Origin of the sequence: Nisaea sp., from assembly GCF_039990255.1 — a bacterium.
Lineage (GTDB): Bacteria > Pseudomonadota > Alphaproteobacteria > Thalassobaculales > Thalassobaculaceae > Nisaea.
Window position 1 is genome coordinate 385,700 of record NZ_JBDXGG010000007.1, and the last position, 25,738, is coordinate 411,437.

The 25,738-nt window shown below is 59.7% G+C and carries 24 protein-coding genes and 1 tRNA gene; 14 read left to right on the top strand and 11 right to left on the bottom strand.

The genetic code is table 11. The features are described from left to right. Positions 1-30 precede the first annotated feature (30 nt). The 3 genes from ABJ076_RS06510 (at position 31) to ABJ076_RS06520 (ending at position 2,228) form a co-directional block, all read left to right on the top strand. Positions 31-1,365 (top strand): DUF2254 domain-containing protein, encoded by a 1,335-nt coding sequence (locus tag ABJ076_RS06510; protein WP_348191971.1) that lies wholly within the window; start codon positions 31-33, stop codon positions 1,363-1,365. Between the two features lie 107 nt (positions 1,366-1,472). Then, positions 1,473-1,829, top strand: coding sequence for a YigZ family protein (locus tag ABJ076_RS06515; protein WP_348191974.1), 357 nt, complete (start codon positions 1,473-1,475; stop codon positions 1,827-1,829). A gap of 27 nt (positions 1,830-1,856) precedes the next feature. Continuing rightward, on the top strand, positions 1,857-2,228 hold the full coding sequence (locus ABJ076_RS06520; RefSeq protein WP_348191977.1) for a YchJ family metal-binding protein: 372 nt from the start codon (positions 1,857-1,859) through the stop codon (positions 2,226-2,228). Between the two features lie 13 nt (positions 2,229-2,241). On the opposite strand, the gene ABJ076_RS06525 is transcribed toward ABJ076_RS06520, so the two are convergent. Further along, positions 2,242-3,210: a 3-hydroxyacyl-CoA dehydrogenase family protein gene (locus ABJ076_RS06525; RefSeq protein ID WP_348191980.1), complete on the bottom strand. Its 969-nt coding sequence runs from the start codon at positions 3,208-3,210 to the stop codon at positions 2,242-2,244. Between the two features lie 152 nt (positions 3,211-3,362). Then, positions 3,363-4,229, bottom strand: coding sequence for a LysR family transcriptional regulator (locus tag ABJ076_RS06530; protein ID WP_348191983.1), 867 nt, complete (start codon positions 4,227-4,229; stop codon positions 3,363-3,365). A 160-nt stretch (positions 4,230-4,389) separates the two neighbouring features. On the opposite strand from ABJ076_RS06530, the gene ABJ076_RS06535 reads away from it, so the two are divergent. Further along, on the top strand, positions 4,390-5,115 hold the full coding sequence (locus ABJ076_RS06535; protein ID WP_348191986.1) for a hypothetical protein: 726 nt from the start codon (positions 4,390-4,392) through the stop codon (positions 5,113-5,115). A gap of 124 nt (positions 5,116-5,239) precedes the next feature. Here ABJ076_RS06535 and ABJ076_RS06540 read toward each other — a convergent pair whose 3' ends face one another. From ABJ076_RS06540 to ABJ076_RS06555, 4 genes are read right to left on the bottom strand one after another with little or no spacing between them, the layout of a single operon-like run. Further along, positions 5,240-6,052 (bottom strand): ABC transporter ATP-binding protein, encoded by an 813-nt coding sequence (locus ABJ076_RS06540; RefSeq protein WP_348191988.1) that lies wholly within the window; start codon positions 6,050-6,052, stop codon positions 5,240-5,242. Further along, positions 6,049-7,116, bottom strand: a complete 1,068-nt coding sequence (locus ABJ076_RS06545) for an iron ABC transporter permease (protein WP_348191991.1) — start codon at positions 7,114-7,116, stop codon at positions 6,049-6,051. Before ABJ076_RS06545 ends, ABJ076_RS06540 begins: the two co-directional genes overlap by 4 nt. Beyond that, entirely contained in the window at positions 7,113-8,261 is a 1,149-nt protein-coding gene (locus ABJ076_RS06550; protein WP_348191994.1) for a hypothetical protein, read from the bottom strand. The genes ABJ076_RS06545 and ABJ076_RS06550 overlap by 4 nt, the downstream gene beginning before the upstream one ends. Before the next feature lie 10 nt (positions 8,262-8,271). Then, entirely contained in the window at positions 8,272-10,434 is a 2,163-nt protein-coding gene (locus ABJ076_RS06555; protein WP_348191997.1) for a TonB-dependent receptor, read from the bottom strand. Positions 10,435-10,782: 348 nt separating this feature from the next. On the opposite strand from ABJ076_RS06555, the gene ABJ076_RS06560 reads away from it, so the two are divergent. From ABJ076_RS06560 to ABJ076_RS06570, 3 genes are all read left to right on the top strand, one after another. After that, positions 10,783-12,510 (top strand): amidohydrolase family protein, encoded by a 1,728-nt coding sequence (locus ABJ076_RS06560; RefSeq protein ID WP_348192000.1) that lies wholly within the window; start codon positions 10,783-10,785, stop codon positions 12,508-12,510. Between the two features lie 35 nt (positions 12,511-12,545). Further along, entirely contained in the window at positions 12,546-13,727 is a 1,182-nt protein-coding gene (locus tag ABJ076_RS06565) for a serine hydrolase (protein ID WP_348192003.1), read from the top strand. A gap of 120 nt (positions 13,728-13,847) precedes the next feature. Continuing rightward, positions 13,848-14,780 carry a hypothetical protein gene (locus tag ABJ076_RS06570; protein ID WP_348192006.1) on the top strand — a complete coding sequence of 311 codons (933 nt, stop codon included), beginning with the start codon at positions 13,848-13,850 and terminating at the stop codon, positions 14,778-14,780. Here the strand turns inward: ABJ076_RS06570 and ABJ076_RS06575 are convergent. Together ABJ076_RS06575 and ABJ076_RS06580 are read right to left on the bottom strand one after the other, a co-directional pair. After that, the gene (locus ABJ076_RS06575) at positions 14,764-14,976 is read right to left on the bottom strand and encodes a hypothetical protein (protein WP_348192009.1); all 213 of its coding nucleotides are present in this window, start codon (positions 14,974-14,976) and stop codon (positions 14,764-14,766) included. The two genes, ABJ076_RS06570 and ABJ076_RS06575, sit on opposite strands and share 17 nt — an antisense overlap. Before the next feature lie 543 nt (positions 14,977-15,519). Next, a tRNA-Ser gene (locus tag ABJ076_RS06580) sits at positions 15,520-15,609 on the bottom strand. Positions 15,610-15,827: 218 nt separating this feature from the next. Here ABJ076_RS06580 and ABJ076_RS06585 point away from each other — a divergent pair. The 3 genes from ABJ076_RS06585 (at position 15,828) to ABJ076_RS06595 (ending at position 18,364) form a co-directional block, all read left to right on the top strand. Further along, positions 15,828-16,154 carry a hypothetical protein gene (locus ABJ076_RS06585; protein ID WP_348192012.1) on the top strand — a complete coding sequence of 109 codons (327 nt, stop codon included), beginning with the start codon at positions 15,828-15,830 and terminating at the stop codon, positions 16,152-16,154. A 96-nt stretch (positions 16,155-16,250) separates the two neighbouring features. Beyond that, on the top strand, positions 16,251-16,730 hold the full coding sequence (locus ABJ076_RS06590) for a VOC family protein (protein ID WP_348192015.1): 480 nt from the start codon (positions 16,251-16,253) through the stop codon (positions 16,728-16,730). Positions 16,731-16,756: 26 nt separating this feature from the next. Next, positions 16,757-18,364, top strand: coding sequence for a Rieske (2Fe-2S) protein (locus tag ABJ076_RS06595; protein WP_348192018.1), 1,608 nt, complete (start codon positions 16,757-16,759; stop codon positions 18,362-18,364). A gap of 3 nt (positions 18,365-18,367) precedes the next feature. Here ABJ076_RS06595 and ABJ076_RS06600 read toward each other — a convergent pair whose 3' ends face one another. Genes ABJ076_RS06600 through ABJ076_RS06610 form a run of 3 tightly spaced genes read right to left on the bottom strand, consistent with a single transcriptional unit; the run spans position 18,368 to position 20,822 of the window. Then, positions 18,368-19,042, bottom strand: coding sequence for a DUF1028 domain-containing protein (locus tag ABJ076_RS06600; protein WP_348192021.1), 675 nt, complete (start codon positions 19,040-19,042; stop codon positions 18,368-18,370). A 26-nt stretch (positions 19,043-19,068) separates the two neighbouring features. Then, complete coding sequence (locus ABJ076_RS06605) at positions 19,069-19,488, bottom strand: RidA family protein (RefSeq protein WP_348192024.1); 420 nt, start codon at positions 19,486-19,488, stop codon at positions 19,069-19,071. A 56-nt stretch (positions 19,489-19,544) separates the two neighbouring features. Then, positions 19,545-20,822 (bottom strand): NAD(P)/FAD-dependent oxidoreductase, encoded by a 1,278-nt coding sequence (locus tag ABJ076_RS06610; protein WP_348192027.1) that lies wholly within the window; start codon positions 20,820-20,822, stop codon positions 19,545-19,547. A gap of 219 nt (positions 20,823-21,041) precedes the next feature. On the opposite strand from ABJ076_RS06610, the gene ABJ076_RS06615 reads away from it, so the two are divergent. The 4 genes from ABJ076_RS06615 to ABJ076_RS06630 all read left to right on the top strand — a co-directional run bounded on the left by ABJ076_RS06615 (position 21,042) and on the right by ABJ076_RS06630 (position 25,673). Then, complete coding sequence (locus ABJ076_RS06615; protein WP_348192029.1) at positions 21,042-22,280, top strand: MFS transporter; 1,239 nt, start codon at positions 21,042-21,044, stop codon at positions 22,278-22,280. A 195-nt stretch (positions 22,281-22,475) separates the two neighbouring features. Next, positions 22,476-23,732, top strand: a complete 1,257-nt coding sequence (locus ABJ076_RS06620) for a PQQ-dependent sugar dehydrogenase (protein WP_348192032.1) — start codon at positions 22,476-22,478, stop codon at positions 23,730-23,732. After that, entirely contained in the window at positions 23,729-24,310 is a 582-nt protein-coding gene (locus ABJ076_RS06625) for a c-type cytochrome (protein WP_348192035.1), read from the top strand. The genes ABJ076_RS06620 and ABJ076_RS06625 overlap by 4 nt, the downstream gene beginning before the upstream one ends. Before the next feature lie 82 nt (positions 24,311-24,392). After that, positions 24,393-25,673 (top strand): aminotransferase class III-fold pyridoxal phosphate-dependent enzyme, encoded by a 1,281-nt coding sequence (locus ABJ076_RS06630; protein ID WP_348192037.1) that lies wholly within the window; start codon positions 24,393-24,395, stop codon positions 25,671-25,673. The last annotated feature ends 65 nt before the right edge of the window (positions 25,674-25,738 follow it).

Genomic DNA, 25,738 nt, shown 5'->3' on the forward strand with positions numbered 1-25,738 from the left:
ACCCAGCACGCGACAAAGAAAGAGTTGGTCATGGTTGCCTCGTTTTCGATAACCCGCGTCTTCGCGTTCTGGGACCGGCTGAACTCCAGCTTCTGGTTCGTGCCCGCTCTCATGGTCGTCGTGGCTGTGGCGCTTTCGTTTCTGCTTATCGAGGTCGATATCCTGCGCGACGTAGACCGGACGGACGACGCGAATGCGTTTTATACGTTCGGGCCCGAGGGAGCGCGGTCGGTTCTGTCGGTGATCGCAACGTCGATGATCACGGTGGCGAGCCTGATCTTTTCAATCACGATGCTGTCGCTGCAACTTGCCTCCTCGCAGTTCGGGCCGCGGGTTCTGGACAACTTCATGCGCGATCGCAGCAACCAGATCGTCTTGGGCACGTTTATCGCGACCTTTCTGTACTGCCTGTTCGTGCTGCGGTCGGTGCGGGGCATGGAGGGGGGCAGCTTCGTCCCGCATCTGGCGGTCGGGTTTGGGGTTGTTCTGGCCGCGGCCAGTGTCGCTGTTCTGATCTATTTCATTCATCACATCGCAACCTCGATCCGGATCGAAACCTTGCTGGCGAAACTCGCGCGCGAAGGCTGTGCCGCTGTTGATCGCCTGTTTCACGAACGGCCTGAGCAGGAGCCGGGGGCTGAAGCGGACGAAAAGGCTGCGGAACAAATGCCTGGTGACTTCGACGCGGGCAGCAGGCAGATCGCGGCCGATTTTGGCGGGTATGTGCAGAATATTGGCGTTGACGCATTGATCGGGATTGCCGAGGAGCATGATCTTGTTCTGCGGATCGATGCGCCGCCCGGTCAGTTTGTCATCAAGGGGGACTGCATGATAACTGCGTATCCGAAGGATCGGGTATCGGACAGGATCACAGAACATCTCCGCGGCGCGGTCGTCATCGGCCGGGACCGGACGCCCTATCAGGATTTTGAATTTGCCATCCATCGCATCGCGGAACTGGCCCAGCGCTCCCTGTCGCCCGGCTTAAATGACCCGACAACCGCGCTCTACTGCATTGACCGACTGGGAGAGGTCCTTGGCCGCGTAGACGGACGGGGCATCCCTTCGAAAATGCAACTGGACCGGGACGGCAAGTTGCGTCTCCTGACCGAAACTGTTGTTCTGGAGGATGTGGCCTGCCGGGCCTTCGCAGCGATTGCCCGATACGGGATCACCGACGCGGATGTCGTCAGCCAGCTTTCGGAAACCCTTGCCAGGGTGGAAACGTCTTTTCCACTTCCCGCGCGTCTCGCGCTTGTTGACTTCCGGGAGCAGGTGCTAAGCGCAAGCCGCAGCCAGCCCCTTTCCGGGTTTGACCGCAAAATCCTCTCAGATTTACAGGACACCGGCAGCACGCAGCTCTGAAGCGAAGCGTTTGCTTTCCATGCTGTGCTTTCAGAGGGACGGCAAAATGCCGACCGGTGCACCGCAGCCCCCTTGCTGCCATCACCGGATCGCTCTAAGCCTGCGCCATGCGTATTCTCGAAAACATCATCAGCGACCGAGGCTCGAAATATGCGGTCTCGGGTGGTCCGTGCGCGTCCGAAGAGGAGGCCAAGGCCTTTATCAAGACGCTGTGCACCAAAAAGAAATTCGCCAAGGCCACTCACAATACCTGGGCTCTGCTGACCGCCGATACGGCGTTGAAAAACGATGATGGCGAGGCGGGCGCGGGAATGGTGATCCTGCGGATGCTGGAGCGGGAAGGGGTGCGCGACCATATCATCGTGGTGACACGATGGTTCGGCGGCAAGCCTCTGGGAGGCGATCGCTTCCGGCATGTTCAGAATGCCGTGCGGATCTATCTCGACGATATCGGTGCGGGGTGATTGGGCGCGGGTTGATGGGAGGGTCTCTTGTTCGAGCCATGTGAGTGCGGCAGCGGGAAGAGCTATCTGGGCTGCTGTGGCCGGTTGCATTCAGGCGCGCCGGCGCGGGATGCGGAGGAGCTGATGCGCTCCCGCTATTGCGCGTTCAGCCGGGGAAATACGGCTTACCTGCAGAAGAGCTGGGCAGCGGAGACGCGGCCCTTGATGTTGACGCTCGACCCGGCCCAGGTCTGGACCGGACTGACGATTGAGCGCCACGAGGTGACCGGCCCCGATACCGCGATTGTTCGCTTCACCGCGACATGGCGCGAGGGAGCCCGGACGGGCCGGCAGACCGAAACCAGCCGGTTTCGCCGCGAAGGCGAGGGCTGGGTCTATATCGACGGCACGTCCGAGTGATGTCCGGGGACTGTCATTCCTTCGGCGATAGCGGGGTTTCCGCCTCCACAGTCTCGACCGCGGCCTTCAGTTTCAGCAGCCCGATATCCCGGTTCCGGAACAGCTCGTCCGGCTTCATGTCGCCATAGTCGAAATAGCCGGATCCGCTCATCACGCCCATCTTGCCGTCGGCGACCAGCTTTTCCAGTGTCTCGCTGTAGCCCTTCACTTCCGGGGGTGTGTACATCTTGTTGGAGAGCGAGCGGCGGGTCATGTCGAGGCCGGTGAAGTCCGCTTTCATCAGCGCGCCCATGGTCGCCATGCGCAAGGCGAGGCCGTATTTGATGCTGTCGTCGATGGCCTCGGCGCTGGCCCAGCCCTCGTCCAGCATCCTTGTGATTTCCAGTGTCATCGCCGCCTGCAGCCGGTTGGCGACATAGCCCGGCGTGAAGCGCTCGAACAGGACCGGCTTCTTGCCGATGGCGCGGTAATGGTCCCGTATCGTCGTCAGATGCGCCGGATCGGTCTCCGGCCCGCCAGCGATATCGACCAGATCGATAATGTAGGGCGGCGTGTACCAGTGGGTGATGATGAAGCGGCTCTGCAGGCCCGCCGGGACCAGCGGGAAGACGTCGAGATAGGAGGTGTTGCTGGCGATCAGCGCTGTCTGCGGGGCCGCCGCCTCAATCTCTGCATAGACCTGGGTCTTCACCTCCCGGTTCTCCACCACCGCCTCGATGATGAAATCCGCGTCGCCGACTGCTTCGGCGAGAGTTGCGACAGGTGTGATCCGGGCGAGGATCGGCGCGACGTCGGCGCGGGCGATGGCGCCCGCCGACACCATGGTCTCCAGCGCGTTCGCGGCGAGCTCCATGCCGGTCGCAAGCTGGGCCTCGCTGATATCGGTCATCTTCACCGGGTGCCCGGCGATCGCGTGCACCAGGGCAAGCCCGTGCCCCATCAGTCCGGCCCCGATCAGGGCGACTTTGCTTGAATTATCCATTGTCGCGTTTCCCCTCGCATGCGTGTCGCTTCATCTTTTGACAGGGAGGCTAGCAAAGCCGGGCGATACCGATTGATGGAATTTTGGCAGGAGGGCAGGCGAGCGGCGCGGAGAGTGGGGGCTGCTTCGGGCAGCTGTCGGTAAGCGGGCCGCTACCCGGATGAAAGCTCCCGTATCAACGCGTTTGTTTCCGGTCTTGATGCCTGTTGACGATAGCGCAGCGCGGATACATCGCGTGCGACCTCGATATGTTCGATCGGGAGAGAAACAAGGTCCGGGTCTTTTGGGATCGCCGTCTGCGGCAAGACCACAGCCCCGGAGCCTTGCCGCGCGAGCGCAAGCAGCCAGTCCACGCGATTGGACCGGTAGGCGGCGTATAGTCTGTGGCCGTGATCGGCGCAGATCCCGTGCAATGCATCGCGCATTTCGCAGTTTGGCCGGTCAAGCAAGCGCGTGGCGGCCAGCGCCTCCAGGGTGACCGCATCGTTATTTGCCAGCGCGTGCCCTTTCGCGACGACGACGCGATAAGATTCTCGATAGATATGGTCTATGCGATAGAGCTCCGGGCTGACATCCTGGGCAGTGATGACAACATCGAATTCTCCCTCCCGAAGGCCCGCCAGCAAGGCATCCGGCTGCGCCACGATCAACTCGATTTCGGCTTGAGGCACGCGTGCCCTGAACCGCTCTACCGCCTCTGCAATCCTGGAGTGCCCAATCGTTTCGCCGAGGGCTATGCCAATCGGCACGCGCTCGAGATTCGTGTGCCGGATCGCGTCGGCTTTCGCCTCGCGCATCTCCCCGTGAACTTTTTCAAGCCGCGGCCGCAGGAGTTTTCCAAGAGGTGTCAGCCTACATCCCGCACGGTCGCGCAGGAACAGGGCGCCACCCAGTTCTTCTTCCAGCTTCTTGATGGCGACTGTCAGTGAAGGTTGCGACACGTTGGACGCATTGGCTGCATGGGTGAAGTTACGGTGCTCGCACACAGCCAGAAAATAACGGACCTGATTCATCTCCATCGGACCCTCCCGTGACAGGTTTGGTCAGTCTATGCGGACGCAGGTAGATAGTAAAAATCTATCGTAAAATAGATTCTCGGAATTGGAGGCAAGGCCGCGCGGCGTGCCACAAAAGCGCATCGAAACTCGGAACCGATGAAGCCCGAACCAGGAGGCGATTATGAAAGTCCAATTCCTTCAGATGCTTTCAGCTCTGGCCCTGATCACCGTAACGGCGACCGCAAGCGCAGGGGAGAATGCAATGACCAAGAACACCGCAAGCTATATCGAGATGCAGGCCGCGACAGGCCAGACCGAAGCCTTCGCCGACTTTCTGACCGGCGCTGCATCGATCGTCAGGGAGACTGAACCCGGCACAGAATTGTGGTTCGCGCTGCAAGCCAACGACAGGTTGGCTATATTTGACGTCTTTGCCGATGAAGCGTCACGGGATGCGCATTTCTCCGGTGCCGTTGCAGGTGCCCTGAAGGAGAATGCCGGTGCTCTGGTCGACGGTGGCTGGGATGCTGGCGTCGTTGCCAGGATCAACAACTCGACTGTTCTGTCAGCAAAGGCGCCGTTCGGCCTCAGCGATGCGTCGACCGCCACCTATATCAAAATAGAAGCGGCTCCGGGGCAGGGCGACCAACTGGAGGCCTTGCTGAGCGCGGCCGGGTCCATCGTGGCGGGAACGGAGCCGAAAACCTTGTTTTGGGCGGCGCTTCGGATCGATGAGACCAACTTCGCGATCTTCGATGTTTTTGCTGACGAGTCCGGCCGTGAAGCACATTTCGCCGGCACGGTCGCGGGACTGTTGAAGGAGAAGGCCCCTTTGTTGGTTGCCGGCGGTTGGGATGACGGAGTGGCTGCCAATGTCAGAAACTTCGATATTCTGGCGATCAAGTAAGCCGGTCCCCCAAAAAGGCCCACAAGAAGACCCACAAGAAGACCTCCGGCGTTTCTGACGCCGGGGGGCGAGCATGCGCAATCCTGGAAAGTGTCGGCCGGGGATGTGTCAAACGGGGCGTCGGCTAATAGACGACGAGCACCTTGTCGCCCTTGCTGTTCATCAAGTACTCGCCCTCCACGCCAAACGTCTTGCCGACCACATCGAGCGTGAGCGTGTCGGGCAAAGCACCATGCGCGGTGACCCGGCCGTCATCGATCAACAGGACCTTGTCCGCATAGCGCAGGGCCAGATTGAGGTCATGCAGGATGACGATGGCCGCCGCGTTCGGTGTGCCTTGCTCATCCTGGGTGCGGACATAGTTCCGGATCAGTTTCAGCGACCGAGACTGGTGGCGCAGGTCCAGCGCCGATGTCGGCTCGTCCAGCAGCAGCAGCGAGGGAGTTAACACCAAAGCCTGTGCGAGGGCGACCATCTGCATCTGTCCGCCGGACAGGGTCGGGCAATAGCTCTGTGCCAGATGGGCGATGTCGAGCTGCGTCAGAATTTGTTCCGCCCGCGCCAGTTCTTCTTTTTTGACGGCGAGTGAATGGCCATGGGTTTTCTGCGCCGAGAGCAGCAGCTCCATGACGCTGATTTTCGCCCTGATACCGGCATCCTGCGGCACATAACCGATATGGGGCGACCATTGGCGGCGATGCCGGGCCAGCGGCGGCACCGGCATGCCGTTGAAACGCAGCTCTCCCTGAAATTTCAGCAGACCGCAGAGGCATCGCATCAGGCTGCTCTTTCCGGCACCGTTCGGCCCAACGATGGCAAGGATCTCCCCGCGCTGCACCGGCGGCACGTCAATATCGGTCAGGATCCGGCGCCGGCCGATGGTGAGGCTGAGTTGTTCGACTGAGACGGTCGCAATGGAGGAGACAGCGGCGGTCATGATCTGCGCGGCTGCCGCGCCAGCACGAGTGCGAGGAAGAACGGAATCCCAATCAAGGCCGTGATCACTCCGATCGGCAGGACCACTCCGGGGATCAACGCCTTGGAGACAAGCGATGTGGCGCTCATGAAGATCGCGCCGATGAGGAGGGTGGCAGGCATAAGCCAGCGCTGCTCCTCACCGATCAGAAGACGCGCCGTGTGTGGGGCGACCAGTCCGATGAACCCGATGGTGCCGACGAAGGCGACGGAAATGGCTGTCAGGAAGGAAACGAGGATCAGGATCGTGAGACGGAGTCTTTCCGTCGAGACGCCGCGCACCTGGGCCATCTGCTCATGTGCCTGAATAGCGGTCAGCTGCCAGGCATTACGCAGGAGCAGAGGCAGGACGACGAGCAATATCGCAGCCAGAAGCAGAATGGTGTTCCAGGATGCCTTGGAGAGCGAGCCCATCATCCAGAAGATAAGCTCCTGAAGCTGGTCCGCCGAGGCCATATATTGCAGCATCGTCAGCAGGGCGTTGAAGGCGAACATGACGGCGATACCGAGCAGGGTGACGGTCTCGGCGCTGAGATCCCGCATACGGCTGGCCGTGCTGATCAGGAAGACGGTTAGTAATGAGAAGACAAAGGCATTGGCGGCGATGAACCATTCGGAGGGAACGGGCAGGAACCCCGCAACGCTTTTGTTGAGTACGATTGCCATGGCCGCGCCGAAGCCCGCCGCCGAGGAAAGGCCGAGCGTGAAGGGGTCGGCCAGGGGATTGTTCAAAACGGTCTGCATCTGCGCGCCTGAGATGGCGAGCGCCATACCGACCAGCAAGGCCATGACCGCTCCCGGCATGCGGATCTTCCAGACGATGACCGCTTCGCGGGAGGCGCTGTCGCCGAACAAACCCTTCAGGAAGGCATCGATGCCGAGCCCCTGAGAGCCGATGAGGATATCGGCAATGAAGACAAGCACAACAACAACGGCAAGCACGGCAAGCGACAGGAACTTCCGCCGCCGGACTCGGTGATAGGCGTCGGCGAGGCTGTCCGATGCCAGGGCGGCGGACTCGGTCATTCAGTCTCCCGGGGATGGTAGTGCAGGCCGAAGGTGCCGCTGAAATCAGCGGTCAGGAACCGGTCGTGTAAAAATGCGAACTCCTTCGCCGGGTCGAGGTCGCGGTACATTTCCGGGTAGGCCCATTTCGCGAGATATAAAGCGGCAATAATATTGAACGGCGCGTTGTAGAACTGATGAAACAGCGCATAGATCTGGTTGTTGTGTGTTGCGTCCAGAACGGAAAAACCCGGACGTGACAGCAGCGGGGGGAAAGCGCGTTGCGCCTCTTCTTCTTCGATTGTGTAGCCCAGCGGAATGTTGCGTGCGTCCGGGCGGTGTCTGCCCCAGTTCGCCGCGCTGAAGACATAAAGGTTCGGGTTTTCGATCAGGACTTTCTCCATACTGATCGTGCCCCCGGCGCCGGGAAGCAGCTTGCTGCCGATATTCTCCAGTCCGGCGGCTTCCGCGATCAGTCCGAGATTCGACTTGCCCCAGGTCCGGCAGCACTGGTCCAGCCCGTTGATACCGGCTGCCCTTTCAATGAACACGGTCCGGCGTTGTCTCACGGTGGCGTCGGCGCGGCGGAGCGTCTCCAGATGCTTATCGTAGAAAGCGTTATATTCGGCCGCCGGGCCGGGCCGGTTGAAGACCGCGCCCAGAAGTGCCATGGAACGCTGTGTGTTCTTCAGCGGATCGTTTTTGAAATCGATGAAAATCGTTTCCATGCCGGTTGCCGACAGCGTCTCGATCAAGCCGCTCTGGTGGGCGAGCGGATAGTGATCGAGATCGAGGATCAGCAGGTCGCCCCGGATGTTGATAGCGTATTCAACATCGAACTCACCGCGATTGACAAGACCGACGTCGGGCAGGTTCGCAATAGAGGGGAAGCGCTTCAGATAAACTTGATAGGTGTCATCATCGTTCCGGATCAGGTCCCGGCGCCAGGCGATGATATTCTCGAACAGGTCGTTTTCGAACAGCATGTCGAGGGCATAAATCGTCCGGCCGGTGCCAAGGATCACCCTCTTGGGCTCGCTCGGAATGGTCACTTTCCGGTCCATAAGGTCGGTGACGGTAACCGGAAAAGGCTCGGCGGCCCGCGATGGGCCGCCGAGGAGAACTCCCAGAACGAGAGCGAGAATGATCGGAAGGGAGCGTCTCATCTATCTCGTTCTAGAAAATGTATTTGGCTTTCAGGGTCACCGTGCGTGGATCGCCGACATATATTCTCGCGTCGTCGGTCGCGCCGGTGAAGTAAAGCTCGTCGAGCAGATTGTCGATGATGAGCGATAGCTTCAGGTTCTCCAGCTCGTAGTAAAAGTTCAGATCCGTGACGTGATAGTCCGGCAGGCTTACACGTTTGGATGTCTCTTCATCCGTATAGCGTGAGGACTGATAGCGCCATCCCAGGCCCATGCCGACCATGCCGCCGAGCACTTCCTCAGGATGGTTGTAACGGGCGAGCAGGGAGGCGGTGTGCCTCGGAACGAAGCCGGGCACGTTGCCGAGAGCGTCGTTGTTCGTTGTCTCCGTTACTTCCGCCTCGGTGTAGGAGTAGCCCGCCTGGATCTGCCAGTTGAGCGACGGCTGGTACTGCAGCGTAAACTCGGCACCTTGGCTTTCGACCGTACCGACCAGTGCGCGCGCGCCATCGACCGTCTCGGAAATATTCTCTTTCGTCAGGTCATAGACGGCGAGATTTGCATTCAGCTTATCGTCCAGCAAGCGGAGCTTGAGGCCAACTTCATATTGCATGCCCTTTTCAGGATCGAGCTGTTCGTTGTTTGCGTCGAAGGTCGGAACCGCCTGCGGATTGAAGGACTGCGACACGCTGGCATAGAACGATGCTAGAGGGCTGACTTCGTAGGTGGCGCCTGCGTTGAAGGAGGTGTTGTGGATCGTCGCTGATTCGCTGGCCGTCGTGCTTCGGTCCTCGTATCGAAGGTCGTAGTCGCCGGTTTGCGTGTCATAGCGCCCGCCGAGAATGAAGCTGAGCTTGTCCGTAATAGCGATCTGGTCTTGTGCATAAACGCCGACATTATAGAGATCCCAGGTGCGGAATGAGCCGGGGTCGTCCTCAAGAACCTGTCCTGTATAAACCGGATCGATAAGATCGACATTGGCGCCCGTGGTGTCGAACGCGATACGGTCGTACTGACGGTATTCGTACCCGCCATTCACGCCGACAATCAGCTGGTGTTTCACGAGCGCGTCGAGGCCGACATTCACGTTGGCGTCCGCGAAATGATATTCACGTTCGTTGTACTGATGGCGGTTCCGGCGGCGCAGCGTATTGTCGGGCCGAACCGCGTTGTTCTCGTAGAGGTCGCGCTCGTCCGTATGCCAGACGCTGCGCCATTTCAGGTTCAGGTCGACGCCCTTGGTAAACTGGTGCTGGTAGGCGAGCCCGAGCGCGTAGCCTTCATCCGTATCGGTGTCGCCGGGCTCCTGATAATAGGTGGTGATATCCGCGCGCTGGTTTATGTCCTGATTCAGCACGAACAATCCGTCGTCGGCCTTGCGGTCGTCTTTCGTATATTCGAACTGGATATCGAGGCGTCTGTTTTCGTCGGGAACCCAGGCGAAGCTCGGGAACATGTAGGCGGAGCGGTCGTCGTCAACGTGATCACGGAATGAATCCTCATTTTCGTATCCAGCGACGAGGCGATATAGAAACATGCCGGAATCGTCGGCTCGTCCGTTGATGTCGAATGACGCGGCGTAACCTGTGGCACCATATTCAGGAAAAACCTGACCGGAGGCCGTAACTTCCCGGATCTCCTCGTCTTTCGGCTTTTTGGTGATCATGTTGACCATCCCGCCTGGATCCATCCAGCCATACAGAACGGATGCTGGCCCTTTCAGCACTTCCACCCTTTCGATATTGGCCGTGGTCGGAGAGCCGAAGCGCGTGGTCAGGCCCGGAAGCCCGTCGACCTGAAGGTTTTGCAGATCGGCGGATTGGCCTCTGATCGTGAAGCTGTTCGCGATCGGCCCGCTCCGGGTAAAGCCGGTGATGTAGTCGAATGCTTTTTCAAGGCGGTCAGCCTTCAGGTCCTCAATGACCTGGCTGTTCAGCACGTTCGTTGTGAACGGGATACGATCCTCGTCCACGGTGCCTTTGAGGGCAGTGCTATTCTTCTGCTCGAAGTACGGATCGAGATCAGCGAAGACCTTGATTGCATCCAGCGCGCCGGGCTCCGTTGATTGGATAACGGCCGCCGGGACGGATTCCGGTGTCCCGTCTTTTCCTTGCTGCGGGACAGTGTCCTGCGCCATTGCCTGCGATGCGACTGTCCCGAGCCACAACGCTCCGGTGACTAACGTCTTTTTCATTCTGGCCCCCAAAACCAAAGCGGTAACTTCCCCCGCGAGACGATGTGCCGCTGCACGCAGCGTTCTCGCAAAGCGCCAGTGGCCTCCGTATGAAAACGGTCCCTGCACCAACCCGACGCACAACCGGTAATGCAAGTCATTATCAATTACAATGTAGATTTTTTGGACGTTGAACCACCATGACTACAACCCTCCCGCGCCAGGATTGTTAAGCGGTCAGCCAGTTTCATCCCGGACGTCGCATCCGCGTCACCACACTGATGCCGACCCGCAACTTTACGGCGGGCGCATGCAGCCTCACACTCCCGGAAAAAGAGAATGAAAAAACGAAAATCGGGAGGATGCGCCATGTCTGCTGATCCAATGTCTGTTGAACCCACGCTGATCATCCGGAACGGAACCATCGTCGACGGCACCGGGGCGGAGCCGGTCGAGGCGGATCTGGCGCTGGCCGGGGACAGGATCGTTGGGATTGGCGATTTTGGAGCGCAGAGCGCAGCCGAGGAAATCGACGCTCGGGGCAAGCTGGTGACGCCCGGCTTTGTCGACATTCACACCCATTATGACGGTCAGGCAGTCTGGGACAAGCACATGGCGCCTTCGGCCTGGCATGGCGTTACCACAGCGATCATGGGCAATTGCGGTGTCGGTTTCGCGCCCTGCAAACCGGAGGACCGGGAGAAGCTGGTCGAGCTGATGGAAGGGGTGGAGGATATTCCCGGCCCGGTCCTGCATGAGGGGCTGAACTGGCAGTGGGAGAGTTTCGCGGAATATCTCGACGTGCTGGAGAAGCTGCCGCGTGACATGGATCTCGGCGTGCTTTTGCCCCATGCGGCTGTCCGGGTCTATGTCATGGGCGAGCGGGCGATCCAGCTGGAACATGCGACGCCGGAAGACATTGCCCGGATGCGAGAGATTTCGGCGGATGCCGTGCGCGCCGGGGCCTTCGGCTTCTCGACCTCGCGCACCATCAGCCACAAGAGCCTCGCCGGAGACTACACGCCAACCCTGCGCGCCCAGGAGGCAGAGCTGACCGGGATCGCGCGCGGCATGGCGGATGCCGGGGCTGGGTTCCTGGAGATCGTCTCGGACTGGGACGAGCCGGACCCGGAAACCGAGTTCGCCATGCTCCGCCGCATCGTCGAGGATAGCGGCCGGACCGCTGTCTTTACCCTGAACCAGCGCCATAACCGGCCGGATTTCTGGCGTGACCTGCTGCGGCTGGCGGGGGAGGCGGCGAACGATGGACTGTCGATCCGGCCGGTGGTGGCGCCGCGCCCGATCGGTATCCTGCTCGGCCTTGAAGGCAGTCAGAACCCGTTTTCCGGCACGGCCACATATCGCTCCATCGGCGACCTGCCGCTCGACCAGCGGGTCGCGGCGATGCGTGATCCGGAGGTGCGCCGGAAGATCCTCGCCGAGGACCCGGTGAAGGACAGCACTTTCCCGCTGATCCACCGGATCTCCTTCTCCAAGATGTTCCGGCTCGGCTCGCCCGCGAATTACGAGCCTGCGAAGAGTGACTCGATTGAGGCAATCGCCGAGCGGGAAGGCCGCACGGCGCCCGAGGTTGCCTACGACATTCTGCTGGAGCGGGAGGGGCGCGGTTTCATCTACACGCCGCTGGTGAATTACGCGACTTACGACATGAGCGCGCCGGAAGAGATGCTGGCGGACAGGAATGCGATCATGGGGCTTGGCGACGGCGGCGCCCATGTCGGCTTCATCCTTGATGCCGGCTACCCGACCTGGCTGATGAGCTACTGGGGCCGCGACCGGGCCCGCTTTCCGATGACCGACGTGATCCGCCGCCTGACCTCCGACACGGCCAGCGCCGCAGGACTGTCCGACCGGGGCGTGCTGGCGCCCGGCAAGAAGGCCGACGTCAATATCATCGACTGGGACAAGGTCGGCTTCTCCGACCCCTACGTCACCTACGACCTGCCGGCGAACGGCAAGAGGCTGATGCAGAAATCAACCGGCTACGACGCCACGATCGTCTCCGGCAAGGTGACGTATCGGGGCGGCGATGCGACGGGCGCGCTGCCGGGAGGAGTGGTGCGCGGGCAGAGATAGGGGTAGAGGTAGCGTCGAACCTTCAAGGACCCACCATGCCCGAAACAGACCTCATGCAGGGCTTTCCTGCCTCTCCCGAAACACAGGTGACGCTGGCGAACTGGCGGACGACGCCGTTCAGCCGTTGGGCGTTCCACCATGTGCGCGAAATCGTGGCGTCTGCGGATATTCCGAATGACCCGGGCGCTGTGTCCGGTCTGCTCGAAGCGCCGGGCGGTCTCGACAGGCTGACGCTGGACGATGGGGTGAGTTTTGCGGACTTCCTCGCCAACACGGACACGGACGGGATCGTGGTTCTGAGACGCGGCCAGTTGGTGTTCGAATCCTATGCGAATGGCATGGATGCCTTCACGCCGCACATTCTGATGTCGGTCTCGAAGTCGTTGCTCGGCCTGATTTCCGGGATTCTGATTGAGGACGGCAGTCTCGATCCGTCAGCACTGGTCACCAGCTATGTGCCGGAGGTCGCGGGCACGGCCTATAAAGGCGCGACGGTGCGTCACCTGCTGGACATGCGGGCGGGCGTTGCCTTTGACGAGGATTATCTCGCGACATCCGGGCCGATCATCGAATACCGCAAGGCACAGAACTGGAACCCGCTGGAGCCAGGGGAGCGGCCTTCGGACCTGCGGAGTTTTTTCGCGACGATGACCGATGCGGATGGCGCGCATGAGGGCAGCTTTCACTATGTCTCACCGAATACCGATCTGCTTGGCTGGGTGATCGAGCGGGCCAGCGGAAAGCGCTATGCGGATCTCATTTCTGAGAAATTGTGGCGGCCGATGGGGGCGGAGCGCAGCGCCTATATCACCGTCGACCGGTTCGGCGCCCCGCGCTGCGCGGGTGGTTTCTGCGCGACGGTCCGGGATCTCGCCCGGGTCGGCCAGCTTCTTGTCGAGGGCGGTCGCGGTGTTGTTCCCGCTGGCTGGATCGACGATCTGATCGCTGGCGGCGATGCCGCCGCCTGGGCGGCTGGCGACTTCGCGGACCTCTTCGGTGGCGCGCCGATGCGCTATCGCAGCAAATGGTATGTCGAGGACGGGGCGGCCCCGCTGCTATTCGGCTATGGCGTGCACGGCCAGAACCTTTACGTCGACCGTGAGAACGAAATCGTGGTCGCCAAGGTCTCGTCCCAAGCGCTTCCTGTTGACGAGGAACGCAATGCACTGACGATCCGGTCGGTGAAGGCGATTATCGTTGCGCTCGCGGGCGGGTGATCTGCCTGCGAGGCGGGAGGTGCCTTGCCTCTTGTTTTGTTGAGCATAGATGCTGTTGGTGTCGTATTTAACAGTCTCTAGGATAGTCGCTTCGGCTCCTATCACATTGAGGATGGATGTATGGAGAATGAGGAAAGCTGGCGGCTAGAGTATCGGATCCGCCCCTATCTTAGGCACGCTCCAGAGCATAGTCTTAAAGACCGCTTGCACGACATCATGATGAATATCCTATACTTAACAGCAGAAGGAAAAATTGGAGTAAAGCCACCAGGAAGAACACAAAATCCGTGGCTGCAGAAGCTCATTGATTTAGAGCACGAATGCCATGTTCGTGGTTTAGATATACAAAAATTATCTATTGAAGATCTTCCGTATACAAAAAATTTGGAAATCATAAAGAAAAATTTTTCTAAATTAGAGAAATTTCGATGCCGTCAAATGTTTTGTAAATACGGGCAAAAAAAATATATGGAGTCTATGATAAAGAAAGGAGTTGTTCGTGTAGCTCCGGCATCATCTTTTTCGGGTGATGGGCATAATGTGGCCCAAAAAGATCAAGAACTGGCTATTACAACCTACATCGGTCCGTATGATTACGATCTGGATATGATCGATCCATATTTTCGCAATTTGCGGCCAAAAAGAGGTGTGTGGGAAGTTAATCATGTCAAGCCGTCGGATTATTATTTGTATTGTGTGAGTGCCAGTTTGGATATTCGCATGTTTTTTGACTTTAATTGTGATTCATGTGTCGTGATTCACGATCAATATGAATTTGAACGTAGATTGAAAAAGGCTGCGGCAAGTAATTTCAAGAATCATGTATTGATTTTCGACGCAGCGAAGTACGTTGATCCGTATTTTATATTACAGAGATTGCCAGCAGATCCAATTTTTTTGTATTTTATTAAACATTTAAGATTTATGTATCAGGGAGAATATCGTCTCGTTATTGTTAGTAGAGATACTGATGAGGTTCGAATGTTAGAGCCAGTATTTCTCGAGATCGGAAATATTGAAGATATAGCTAGTTTATTCATTCTTGAACATTAATTTTTTTCATGTGAATTCCTATGCTTTGCCGAATTTTGATAAACCATTCTTCCACTTGAAATATTTCTTGCGCTGTAAAGGGGATTGCATATATCTCCCCATCAGATTGAAAATCTAGATTAACTTCGTTCTTTTGAGGGTTGAAGTATGCGCCGGTGACTTTGTCGACCCGCGGTAGTGTTTTAGGTGCATTCATCTGGGGTATTCCTTTTGAGCTTAAGTGCAGGTTTTATTGCCTGAGAGTGAGGCATTTTTCTGATATCCGCACGAACTTCGTTGGCGATCTTTCGAAATGACATTCCTCCAGTGCGCTGTTTTCGCATCCGGGTCACCAGGGATTTCTTTGAAATCTCCTCCTTCGGAATACCCTATTCCCTAAAGCGGGGAGCTCTGGTCCCTAGAGAACGGCTTTGAGCCCGGTGACTGCCTGAGCATCGCCCTGATCTACGTATAAATGCTGACAAAGAGGCGCCTTACCTACTCTTGGCGCCTCTGAGCATGCTGTTGAATGTTCGCCATTCACAGGGTCAGCCAAGTACCTTTGAGGGGCAGCTGGGAACGGTTTCGGGGTGGGTTTGATGAAAGGTAGCTGCCGACCTGTCACTTGATTCGCGATGAGGCTGCATACGTCTAAGGAGTTCGGTTGCCTCTTAGGGTGATCAAGCCGGGCATGATATGCGGGACGGTTTTCCGCCACATTAAAAAAACCAATAAATATCATATCGATATGGGAAAGCGATGGCGGAGGGACGGGGATTCGAACCCCGGAGGGGCTTACACCCCAACACGCTTTCCAGGCGTGCGCCTTAAACCACTCGGCCATCCCTCCTGAAGAGGCGCGGACCATACAAAAGCCGTCCGGGCTTTGCAATGATTTGAAGCCTGAAATTGAAGAAAAAAAGACAGTTGCAGGCGTGACCCCCGGATATGCGCGGTACGATTGGTTGTAGCGCTCAAATGGTGTAGTCTTTCCAAACTGTTAGGGGGCTCGTCAATTGGCTGCGCGCAGGTCCGCCGGAGTTCTGGCTGGGGCGCGCCGGGGGATGAATGAGGCGGTTGTTCAGGTTTATCGCGCTGCTGTTGCTCCTGATCGCGCTGGCGCTTGCCGCGCGGGACGGTTATGCGAGTTATCAGGCGCAGGCGCTGCGCATCATGGATGCGGGCACGCTCTGGGCCGGATTGCACCGGGATAGCCTGCAGCTCGCCGAGCCGGCAATCTCCCGATATCTGCATCCCTTTCTCTGGCACCCGGTGATGGTAACCATCCTGCTGTTCCCATCCTGGCTGGTCTTCGGCGTGCTCGGGATCATTCTCTGGTCGTTGACCAGGCTGCCTGGCCGGCGCGCCTCGCGGGATCTGTTCATGCGGAATTAAACGCCCGCTCAAATAATTAAAAAAGAAAAATCTTGATATAATATGTTACGCGTCCAAGATGCTGTTGATGGAACAGCTCTTGTAAGGACCAGCGATATGGATGACACCCGATCCGAAACCGACGTCCCCCAGCCCGTTCGTGCGATCGGGATCAATCACATTGCGCTGGAGGTCGGAGATCTCGACGAGGCGCTGACATTTTACGGCAAGCTCTTCCAGTTCGAGCAGCGTGGCCGGAGCGAGACTCAGGCGGAAATCGACCTTGGCGACCAGTTCATTGCATTGGTCCTGGGACGCACACAGCCAGCAGATGTAAAGCGGCATGTCGGTCTTGTGGTCGAGAACAAGGAGGCGGTGCGCGCGGCGCTGGTGGCGACCGGCGTGGACATCCTTCCCCTGCCGGATCGCTTTCTCGATTTCCTCGATCCCTGGGGCAACCGGATCGAAATCATCGGCTACGAGAATATTCAGTTCACCAAGGCCGATCATGTGCTTCGGGGCATGGGGCTGGATCACCTGCGGAAGACGGAGTCGGCTATCGAAGAGCTGTCAGCGAAGGACATGCGACCGGACTGATCGGATAAAAAAGTGGGAGATGTGCCGTGGACAAAAAACGGAAACCCGAATGGGTTGAAGCAATGCCGCTCACAGTGCTTGAGCAGGCAGGCCGGAAAATCTTCAAAGCTGGCGGCAAGCAGATCGTCCTCTTCCATATCGATGGCGAGGTCTATGCCTGCAATAACCGTTGCCCGCACGAAGGCTACCCCCTGATCCAAGGCACGCTTGATACGACCGGTTCCGACGGAGCTGTCTGCCGGTTGACCTGCAACTGGCATAACTGGAAATTCGATCTGGTCAGCGGAGCAAATCAGGTCGGCGGCGACCGTCTGAGGATCTATCCCACGCAAATTCGGGATGGCGCCATCTTTGTCGATATCGTGGACGCTCCGGCGCGCGAGCGTATCGAAACCGCGCTCGCTAATCTGAAAGAGAGTTTTCGGGATCATAATTACACCCGTATGACCCGCGAGATCGCCCGGTTGAAGGCGGCTGGTGGCGACCCGCTGGAGGCTGTGCGGCAGGCGGTGCTCTGGACGCATGAGCATTTCGAATGGGGCACCACACACGCCATTGCCGCGGCGCCGGACTGGCTGGAGCTGGGGGAGGATTATGGTGATGAGGACCCGGCCTCTTCGATCATTCCTAATGTCGAGGTTGTCGCCCATCTTGCCTGGGACAGCTTGCGCTGGGAGCGCTTTCCGTTTCCCGACGGAGAGATGGCATTCGATGCGGACCGGCTGGTCGAGGCCATCGAGGCGGAGGATGAGGCGGAAGCTGTGGCGCTGGTGCGCGGGGCTTGTCGCGGCCCTGGATGGCGGGCGCTGGACGCTCCGGTGACGCGGGCCGCGCTCGCCCATTATCAGGATTTCGGTCATTCCCTGATCTATTGCTACAAGACCCGGCAGCTCGTTGAACGGCTGGGCGACGCGTTGGCCGAGCCGCTCTATCTGACGCTGGTCCGGGCGCTGGTGAATGCCAGCCGTGAAGACCTGATCCCTGAATTCAAGGCCTACCGTCCGGCCCGCGCTGCATGGAGTGGGACCGGAGATGCACCGGTCGCGCCGGAGGAATTCTACAGTCTCAACGTGCCGCGCGCGCTGGATCGGGCGAACCGCTCAAGCGGCGATCGCACCGCCCTGTTCGATGCGTTGATGGGGGCGGCCGCATGGCAGATGCTGCATTTCGATACGCACTGGGGCACCCGCCACGACCGTCCGGTGCCGGACAATGTGAACTGGCTCAACTTCACCCACGGCATCACCTTTGCCAACGCGGTGCGGGCTCAATGCAGTCGCCATGAAGACCTGTGGCCTGACGCGCTGTTACAGATGGCCTGCTTCACTGGACGCAATGCCGCCTATACCGAGGCCCAGCAGGACATGGCGCCTTATGTGGTGGATGATCCAGAAGCATTCTTTGAGGACCTGCTGCCCGGTTTCTTCGACCACGCGGAGCCGGAATATATCGTCTCCGCCCACATGGTGAAGCTGCCGGTCGCCACCCGCGAGGAAATCCGCGCCCGGCCAGATGCGCCCTGGGCCCCGGTGCTGGCGGCGGCTGTGAACCGGTTCTTCCAGTCACGGATCAAGCGCAAGCATGTCATGCGGACGGCGAAACAATCAGTGGTGTTCGTCGCGGCGGAGGGGTGAGGATTATTCGTCCCCCGGCACGCCATAGGACGGTGCCTCGCGTGGATCTAGCGCGCGGGTGACATAGGCGTCGAGCTGTGGCTTGTAGACATCCCATGCTGTCGCAATCGCTTCGATCGGGCAGTCTTCGGTCCAGTCACAGCGCAGGTCCGCGACGGGCCAGCCGAGTTTATCGGCGATCTGCATGCCGGCGGAATGCACCGGGCCTGCTTCGCCGCCTGCCGCGAGACCGGCCTTCATGGCGGCGATCAACCTGTCGCCCAGATGACCGGTGGAGTCCGTGAAAGCGGCGACGATAGCCGCTGGAACATCCGCGTTGGCGAGCAGGTTGCCGCCCGAGGCGACGTTTTCGGCTTTTGCTTCCGACCAGATACCCAGCGCGTTGCCGCCAGAATGGATGGCGCTGCTGCCATGTTTATCTACTGCGAGCACCTGGCGGTAGTCGAGAAATTCACACTCCTTGCGCATTGCCTCGATGGCGTCCTCTGCGGACAGGCCAATCTCCATCCGGTCCAGCACCAGCGAGCCGAGGCGCGGGTCGGTGATGTTCTGGCTGGCCACGGCGCCGACTCCGGCGCGGGTATAAGCGCAGCGCGCAGCGACCGCGGGTGAGGAGGAGGAGATGGCGATGCCGAACATGCCGGTCTCGGCACAGCGGGCAACAAGGGAGAAGGTCATGCGGAACTCCTGATTATGCGTCCGGATTAATCATCCGGGATAACGGCGGTGCCATCGATCTCGACCAGCCAATCCGGGCGGGCAAGCGCCTGGACGACAAGGCCGGTACAGACCGGATGGACGCCTTTGATGTACTCGCCCATGGTTCGGTACACAGCCTCCCGGTACCGGACATCCGTTATATAGACGACAAGTTTTACAAGATGATGCATGTCGCCCCCGGCTTCTTCGAGAAGCTGGCGAATGTTCTGCATCACCTTGTGGGTCTGCTCGACGGGATCGTGGCTCTTGATGTTTTTCGCCGTGTCCAGATCCTGCGGGCACTGGCCGCGCAGCCAGACCGTGCGTCCGCCGCGCGTGATCACCGCCTGGGCCAGATCGTTGTCCAGCTTTTGCTCCGGGTAGGTGTCCCTGGTGTTGAATTTCCGCAGCCGTTCATGCGCCATGCTGGCCTCCGTAAAGAAAGATGTGGCGGACCATGATGCCGCCTCTTGTTATCGAACTAGGGCCTCGCCGCGCCACGTGTACGTGCGGCGGCGTCGACATCCAGGTAGGAGCGCTGGATCGCAATCTGATCCGCGACATATCTGGCGTCATGCCAGACACCCCAGATGAAACTCGATCCGCGTCGCGACTGCCATGGCAGGCCGAGGAAATAGATCCCTGGCTCGCGGGATACACCGCGCTGGTGCAGGGGCTTGCCGGTTTCGTCGAAGGTATCGACCTTCAACCAGCTGTAATCATGCCCGAAGCCAATGGCCCAAATGATCGTCGAAATCCCGGCGGCCTTCAGGTCCAACTCGCGGATCGGGTTGGTCACACAATCCGGATCGGGGCCGATGAGGTGCGCTTCGGGCTCCTCCGGCAGGTCGAGCCCTGTCCGCGCGAGATAGGCGTCCGCTTCCCGCAGGACGGAGAGGTAGTTCATGTCGCCATTCTCAATATTGCGGCGAAGATCGTCGGCGAAGCTTATGACGCCGTCCGCGTAGTTCTCGGCACGGCCAACGAGGGTGAGGCCCTGTTCCGCGAGCCTGCGGAAGTCGATTGTCTCCCCACCACGCGCGCCACTGACGGCAATCGTCACATGTTCGGCGCCGGCGGGCGGAGTTGCGGCTTCCCATTTGCCGAGAACGCCCAGCCACCAGCAATTGTCCCGTCCGCGATAGGCGCGGGGCGGCCGGTCATGCGGGCCGACCGCGAGCGTGACTTTACGTCCGGCACGGTTCAGCTCATCGGCGATCTGCACGCCGGACGAGCCCGCACCGATCACTAGAACACCACCCTCGGGAAGCTGGCCGGGATTCCGGTAGGCGCTGGAATGGAGTTGCGCGATCCCCGCGCTCTCGGGGACCATCGGCGGGATCGTGGCTGTCTGGAACGGACCGGTGGCGGCGACCACGCTGTTGGCTTCGATGACGCCTTCCGATGTCTCGACGCGAAAGCCTGGATGGCCCTCGTTGCGGGTTACAGAGATTACCTCGACACCGCAGCGGACCGGTGCATTGATCATCTCGGCGTAATCGGCAAAATAATCGGCGACCTTCTCTTTCGCGACGAAGGCGTCGGGGCTCTCGCCCTTGAACTCCATCCCGGGGAAACGGTCGTGCCATGCGGGGCCGTTTGCGACCAGGGAGTCCCAGCGGCAGGACCGCCAGCGTTCGGCAATCCGGTCCCGTTCCAGCACGATGTGCGGTACACCGGCCTTGCCGAGATGTTCGCTCATTGCGATTCCGGCCTGACCGGCGCCGACAACGAGCGTATCGCATTTCTCAACAGGCATATGACGGTCCTTGTTCAGGGGGAGCCCTTTCGGCGGCGCTGGAATATGTGATGCCGGAGCGGCATACCGGCGCCGGGAAGCACCTTAATTGGAACCTGCAGTGTGAGGGGAGGCCGGTCTGCGCTTCAAGAGGCAAATCGTCGCCTCACGCCTTTTGGGCGGCCCTGCTCAACCATTCATCTGCTTGACATGCCGTGGTTTTCCGCGCCAAGCAGAGAAATGGACCCGACCCGCACTCAGAGAAATTTTTATCTCGCAAATGCCCGCTGGCTCGGTGCTGGTCTGCTGTGCACGTTCTGCTCGTCTTTCGGTCAGACCTATTTTATCGCGCTCTTCGCCAGCCAGTTCATGGCGCTGCACGGTCTCAGCGACGGCGATTGGGGAACGCTCTATGCCGGGGCGACCCTCACCTCTGCGGCGCTGCTGATCAAGGCCGGCCAGCTCGCGGACACGATGTCATTGCGCACGCTGGCGATACTCGTTCTTGCAGGGTTTGCGTTGGTCTGCGTCGGCATGGCACTGCACGAGTCCACCATCATGCTTTTCGTCATGGTGCTCGGCCTGCGCTTCTTCGGCCAGGGCATGATCGGTCATGTCGGGATGACGGCAACGGCCCGCTGGTTCCAGGCGCGACGGGGACGGGCAATTGCCATCACCAGCCTCGGCTACGGTATCGGCGAGGCAATCTTGCCGGCGCTGGCGGTCCTGGCCATAGCGCTGGTTGGCTGGCGCGGCACATGGTTGCTCGCCGCTGCGATCCTCGCCGTGGCGTTCGGGGGCGCGCTCTGGGTGTTGTTTGCCCGGGACCGGGAGCCTCAGGGCGGGGAGACAAGTGGCCCGACGACAGGCGCGCTCGGGAGGCACTGGACCCGGCCGGAAGCACTCCGGCACTGGTCTTACTGGGCGCTTCTCCCCGGTATCCTGACACCCTCCTTCATCGGGACGGTGATCTTTTTTCATCAGGCGCACGTCTCTGGTGAGAAGGGCTGGAGCCTGATCGAGATGGCGGCGGGGTATCCGGTCTATGCGGTCAGCGCCATGATCGCGGTTTTCGTCGCTGGCCGTATCATCGACGCCTTTGGTGCCCTGACCCTGTTACCGCTCTTCCTGCTGCCGATCGGTCTCGGCATCGTTTTGCTCGGTGCCGGCGACGCGGTCTGGATCTGGGGTGTCGTGCTCGGTTTTATTGGCTTCTGCGCGGGCTTCTCGAGTGCGCTCAACGGAGCGGTCTGGGCCGAGATCTACGGCACGCGTAACCTTGGCGCGATCCGGGCATTGGCCGTTTCGGCCATGGTGTTCTCCTCCGCTATCGGGCCTGCGATTACGGGCCTGCTGATCGATGCCGGGATCACGCTGGAGCAGCAGGGTATTTTCATGATGCTCTGGTGCGTCGGGTTGTGCGCCATTTTCGTAGTGGTGGCCCGCCGTCTGCGGTTGCTGATTGTCGCACCAGCCTGAAGGTTGGGTGTGTCGGGTGAACGTGCGGTAACTGATTGATCTACAAGCACTGATCGAATTTATGATTTTTCGTGATCGCTGCCAGATGGTCGCGGGGAAAAATTTTCGCATATAATAAATACGCAAATATGGTTGACCTACCATTTGGTGACGCAAACTATGATTGTATAAACGTGCCAACAGGGAGGAAATCTGATGAAACAGATCATCGTATTGGCCGTGGCTGCGTCGCTCTTTGCAGGCGGCGCCTTCGCGCAGTCCGGGCAGGTTCCGGACAATCTTGAAAAACTGTCGGGCTTCAAGACCACCGGCGTTACAGAATTCACCTTTATCGAGCAGGGCGGCGATTATGCTGCAGGTATCGAGAGGACGCTGGAACGCATCAAGATGCCGGATGGCTTCAAGATCGAGCTTTATGCAGTGGTGCCGGATGCACGGCATATGGCAGTTGGCCCACAGGGCATCGTCACCTTCGTCGGAACCCGCAAGGACAAAGTCTGGTCGGTCACCGACCGAAACAAGGATCGCGTTGCCGATGAGGTGAAGGATTTCGCGCCATCGCTGACGTTCAGCATTCCGAACGGTCCCTGTTTCTCCAAGGACGGCTTTCTCTATATCGCCGAGCAGAACCGGGTGCTGCTGTTCCCGGCTGCCGAGTTCTTCTACGAGAGCCCGGATGTCGCCGCTTTCAACCTTGTCGCCAAGGGTGACCTGATTCCGCCGGAAGAGGAAAGCTTCAACCACACGGCGCGTGTCTGCCGGATCGGGCCGGACGGCAAGATCTATATCTCGCTCGGCCAGCCCTTCAATGTGGCTCCGGCGGAGAAGATGGATCTCTACAATGAATGGGGCATCGGCGGAATGATCCGCCTGAACCTCGATGGCACCGGCCGTGAAGTCTATACATACGGCATCCGCAATTCTGTCGGTCACGACTTCCACCCGGCAACGGGAGAGCTCTGGTTTACCGACAATCAGGTCGACGGCATGGGGGATGACATCCCGCCTGGAGAGCTGAACCGGCAGACGGCGGCAGGCCAGAACTTCGGCCATCCCTGGTATGGCGGTGGCGACACCCGGACCAACGAGTACAAGTCGGAGGAACCGCCGGCGGGCACCGTCATGCCTGTTGTCGCGACTGTCGCGCACGCGGCGGATTTGGGCATGCATTTCTATACGGGCCGGATGTTCCCGGAGAAGTACAAGCACGCTATCTTCTCGGCCCAGCATGGGTCCTGGAACCGGACCACTCCGGTCGGTGCCCGGGTCATGGTCACCTTCATCGACGAGCAGGGCAACGCCGCGATGGAGCCCTTCGCCGAAGGCTGGCTGGATGAGCCGACGGGCGAATATCTCGGCCGCCCTGTTGATGTGGCGCAGCTTCCGGATGGGTCGATCCTGGTGTCGGACGATCTGGCCGGGGCGCTCTACCGGATCAGCTACGCCAAATGAGGCGTGCGATCCTGCTTGGTCTCGGCGGGCTTATGCTCGCCGGGATCGCTCCGGCGTTTTCTGGCGATCCTGCGGCGGGCCGCAAGGTCGCGAACATGTGCCGGACCTGCCATGGGCTCGATGGGGTCGCGAAGATCCCCATCGCCCCGCATATCGGGGGGGAGCCGAGCAGCTATCTTCAGACACAGTTGTTCGCCTTCAAATCCGGAGCCCGTCGTCATGAGATGATGTCGGTCGTCGCGTCCGGGCTGAGCGAACAGCAGATCGTCGATGTCTCGGCCTGGTACGCTGCGCATAAGGTTACTGCGTCCCTGCCAGCCGGAGCAGACCCTGCTGGAGCGCCGAAAGGCTGTACCGGCTGTCACGGTACTGACGGCATCGCTCTCTATGACGAAGCTCCAAACCTTGCTGGCGAGACCAACATCTATATCGACACCCAGCTGAAGGCCTTCAAACGGGGTAAGAGGACGCACGCGCTCATGAGCGGTATCGCTGAAGGAATGTCGGATGAGGAAATCCGGGCGGCGGCCGACTGGTATGCGGCGGTCGAGCTGAAGGTCGACGCCGCGAAGGAATGAATGTCGCGCGCAGGGTGTGCGTTGCATCGCTATGCGAGCCTGTGTCTGAATAGGGCCTGACGCACGCGGTGGGAGCGACAGGATGAGCAGCAACACGACCCTTCAGGACTGGCGCGACCGTGCGGGCAAAGTGCTTCCCGCAGCCGGCTTCGGGAATTTCGATCCCGGCGTTGTGATCGCCCGTGGCGAAGGCGCGCGGGTCTGGGACGAAGACGGCACTGAATTTGTCGATTATCTGATCGGCTCCGGCCCGATGCTGGTCGGCCACGGGCATCCCGAAGTGCTGCAGGCGGTGCAGGAGCAGATTAAGGCGGGCTTCACCTTTTTTGCCAACAACGCGCAGGGTATCCAGCTGGCCGAGGAAATCGCCGGGGCCATGGCCTGTGCCGGCCAGGTGCGCTTCGTTTCCACCGGCAGCGAGGCGGATATGTACGCCATGCGGCTCGCCCGCGCTCATACGGGCCGGGAGAAGATTCTGAAATTCGAGGGCGGCTATCACGGCATGTCCGGAGACTCGCTTATGTCTCTGGCGCCGGAAAAGCGCGTGAACTTTCCGCTCGCCGTGCCGGATTCCGCCGGTATTCCGGAAGCCGTCCGCGACGGCATGCTGGTTGCGCCCTTTAATGATTTCGATTTTGTTCGCGGTATTCTTGAAGAGCGTGGCCACGAGATCGCGGCGGTGATCGTCGAGCCGTTGCAGCGCCTGATCCCTCCAGAGCCGGGTTTTCACGAGATGCTTCGCAAGGAAACCGCCAAGCGCGGCATTGTACTGATCTTCGATGAGGTGGTGACCGGCTTCCGGCTTGCCTATGGCGGAGGCCAAGAAAAGTATGGCGTGACGCCAGACCTTTGCACGCTGGGCAAGGTGATTGGCGGCGGCTTCCCATTGGCGGCCATTGCCGGTTCCGACGAGATCATGGCCCATTTCGACAAGGCGAAGGTAGGGGCCGAGGGGTTCACTTTCCAGATTGGCACGCTCAGTGGTAATCCCGTTGCCAGCGTTGCCGGGTTGAAGACACTGGAAATCCTGAAGCGTCCCGGTGCGTATGAGAATATTTATGCCAATGGCACGCGGATCATGGCGTCATTGACCCGAGAACTCGGTGCAGCCGGGATCGCGCATCAGGTGGTTGGCGAGCCGGTCATGTTCGATGTGGTATTCACCGACAAACCGGTGAAGAATTATCGCGACGGGGCGGACGGGAACGCCAAGCAGGCGGAGATTTTCAATGCGGTGCTGCGCCAGCACGGTATTCTGAAACCGCCTAGCAAGTTCTATATCTCGCTTGCCTTGACCGAAGCGGATCTGGCGCAGACTGAAGAGGCGATCGCTGCCGCGGCAAAGGCTGTGGCTGCACAATAAACAAAAGGTCAGTGAACCTGGCCCCGGGAGGCACGATGCTACTTGGTGGAGAAGTCAGACGCTGG

What these genes read in the sequence shown, in the direction of transcription:
- ABJ076_RS06535 (WP_348191986.1), top strand. Translation starts at nt 4,390, where the DNA reads ATGAAAGTCCAATTCCTTCAGATGCTTTCAGCTCTGGCCCTGATCACC.
- ABJ076_RS06610 (WP_348192027.1), bottom strand. Translation starts at nt 20,822, where the DNA reads ATGCCTGTTGAGAAATGCGATACGCTCGTTGTCGGCGCCGGTCAGGCC.
- ABJ076_RS06615 (WP_348192029.1), top strand. Translation starts at nt 21,042, where the DNA reads ATGGACCCGACCCGCACTCAGAGAAATTTTTATCTCGCAAATGCCCGC.
- ABJ076_RS06620 (WP_348192032.1), top strand. Translation starts at nt 22,476, where the DNA reads ATGAAACAGATCATCGTATTGGCCGTGGCTGCGTCGCTCTTTGCAGGC.
- ABJ076_RS06530 (WP_348191983.1), bottom strand. Translation starts at nt 4,229, where the DNA reads ATGGAGATGAATCAGGTCCGTTATTTTCTGGCTGTGTGCGAGCACCGT.
- ABJ076_RS06540 (WP_348191988.1), bottom strand. Translation starts at nt 6,052, where the DNA reads ATGACCGCCGCTGTCTCCTCCATTGCGACCGTCTCAGTCGAACAACTC.
- ABJ076_RS06555 (WP_348191997.1), bottom strand. Translation starts at nt 10,434, where the DNA reads ATGAAAAAGACGTTAGTCACCGGAGCGTTGTGGCTCGGGACAGTCGCA.
- ABJ076_RS06565 (WP_348192003.1), top strand. Translation starts at nt 12,546, where the DNA reads ATGCCCGAAACAGACCTCATGCAGGGCTTTCCTGCCTCTCCCGAAACA.
- ABJ076_RS06510 (WP_348191971.1), top strand. Translation starts at nt 31, where the DNA reads ATGGTTGCCTCGTTTTCGATAACCCGCGTCTTCGCGTTCTGGGACCGG.
- ABJ076_RS06525 (WP_348191980.1), bottom strand. Translation starts at nt 3,210, where the DNA reads ATGGATAATTCAAGCAAAGTCGCCCTGATCGGGGCCGGACTGATGGGG.
- ABJ076_RS06585 (WP_348192012.1), top strand. Translation starts at nt 15,828, where the DNA reads ATGAGGCGGTTGTTCAGGTTTATCGCGCTGCTGTTGCTCCTGATCGCG.
- ABJ076_RS06590 (WP_348192015.1), top strand. Translation starts at nt 16,251, where the DNA reads ATGGATGACACCCGATCCGAAACCGACGTCCCCCAGCCCGTTCGTGCG.
- ABJ076_RS06605 (WP_348192024.1), bottom strand. Translation starts at nt 19,488, where the DNA reads ATGGCGCATGAACGGCTGCGGAAATTCAACACCAGGGACACCTACCCG.
- ABJ076_RS06630 (WP_348192037.1), top strand. Translation starts at nt 24,393, where the DNA reads ATGAGCAGCAACACGACCCTTCAGGACTGGCGCGACCGTGCGGGCAAA.
- ABJ076_RS06515 (WP_348191974.1), top strand. Translation starts at nt 1,473, where the DNA reads ATGCGTATTCTCGAAAACATCATCAGCGACCGAGGCTCGAAATATGCG.
- ABJ076_RS06545 (WP_348191991.1), bottom strand. Translation starts at nt 7,116, where the DNA reads ATGACCGAGTCCGCCGCCCTGGCATCGGACAGCCTCGCCGACGCCTAT.
- ABJ076_RS06575 (WP_348192009.1), bottom strand. Translation starts at nt 14,976, where the DNA reads ATGAATGCACCTAAAACACTACCGCGGGTCGACAAAGTCACCGGCGCA.
- ABJ076_RS06550 (WP_348191994.1), bottom strand. Translation starts at nt 8,261, where the DNA reads ATGAGACGCTCCCTTCCGATCATTCTCGCTCTCGTTCTGGGAGTTCTC.
- ABJ076_RS06600 (WP_348192021.1), bottom strand. Translation starts at nt 19,042, where the DNA reads ATGACCTTCTCCCTTGTTGCCCGCTGTGCCGAGACCGGCATGTTCGGC.
- ABJ076_RS06560 (WP_348192000.1), top strand. Translation starts at nt 10,783, where the DNA reads ATGTCTGCTGATCCAATGTCTGTTGAACCCACGCTGATCATCCGGAAC.
- ABJ076_RS06570 (WP_348192006.1), top strand. Translation starts at nt 13,848, where the DNA reads ATGGAGAATGAGGAAAGCTGGCGGCTAGAGTATCGGATCCGCCCCTAT.
- ABJ076_RS06625 (WP_348192035.1), top strand. Translation starts at nt 23,729, where the DNA reads ATGAGGCGTGCGATCCTGCTTGGTCTCGGCGGGCTTATGCTCGCCGGG.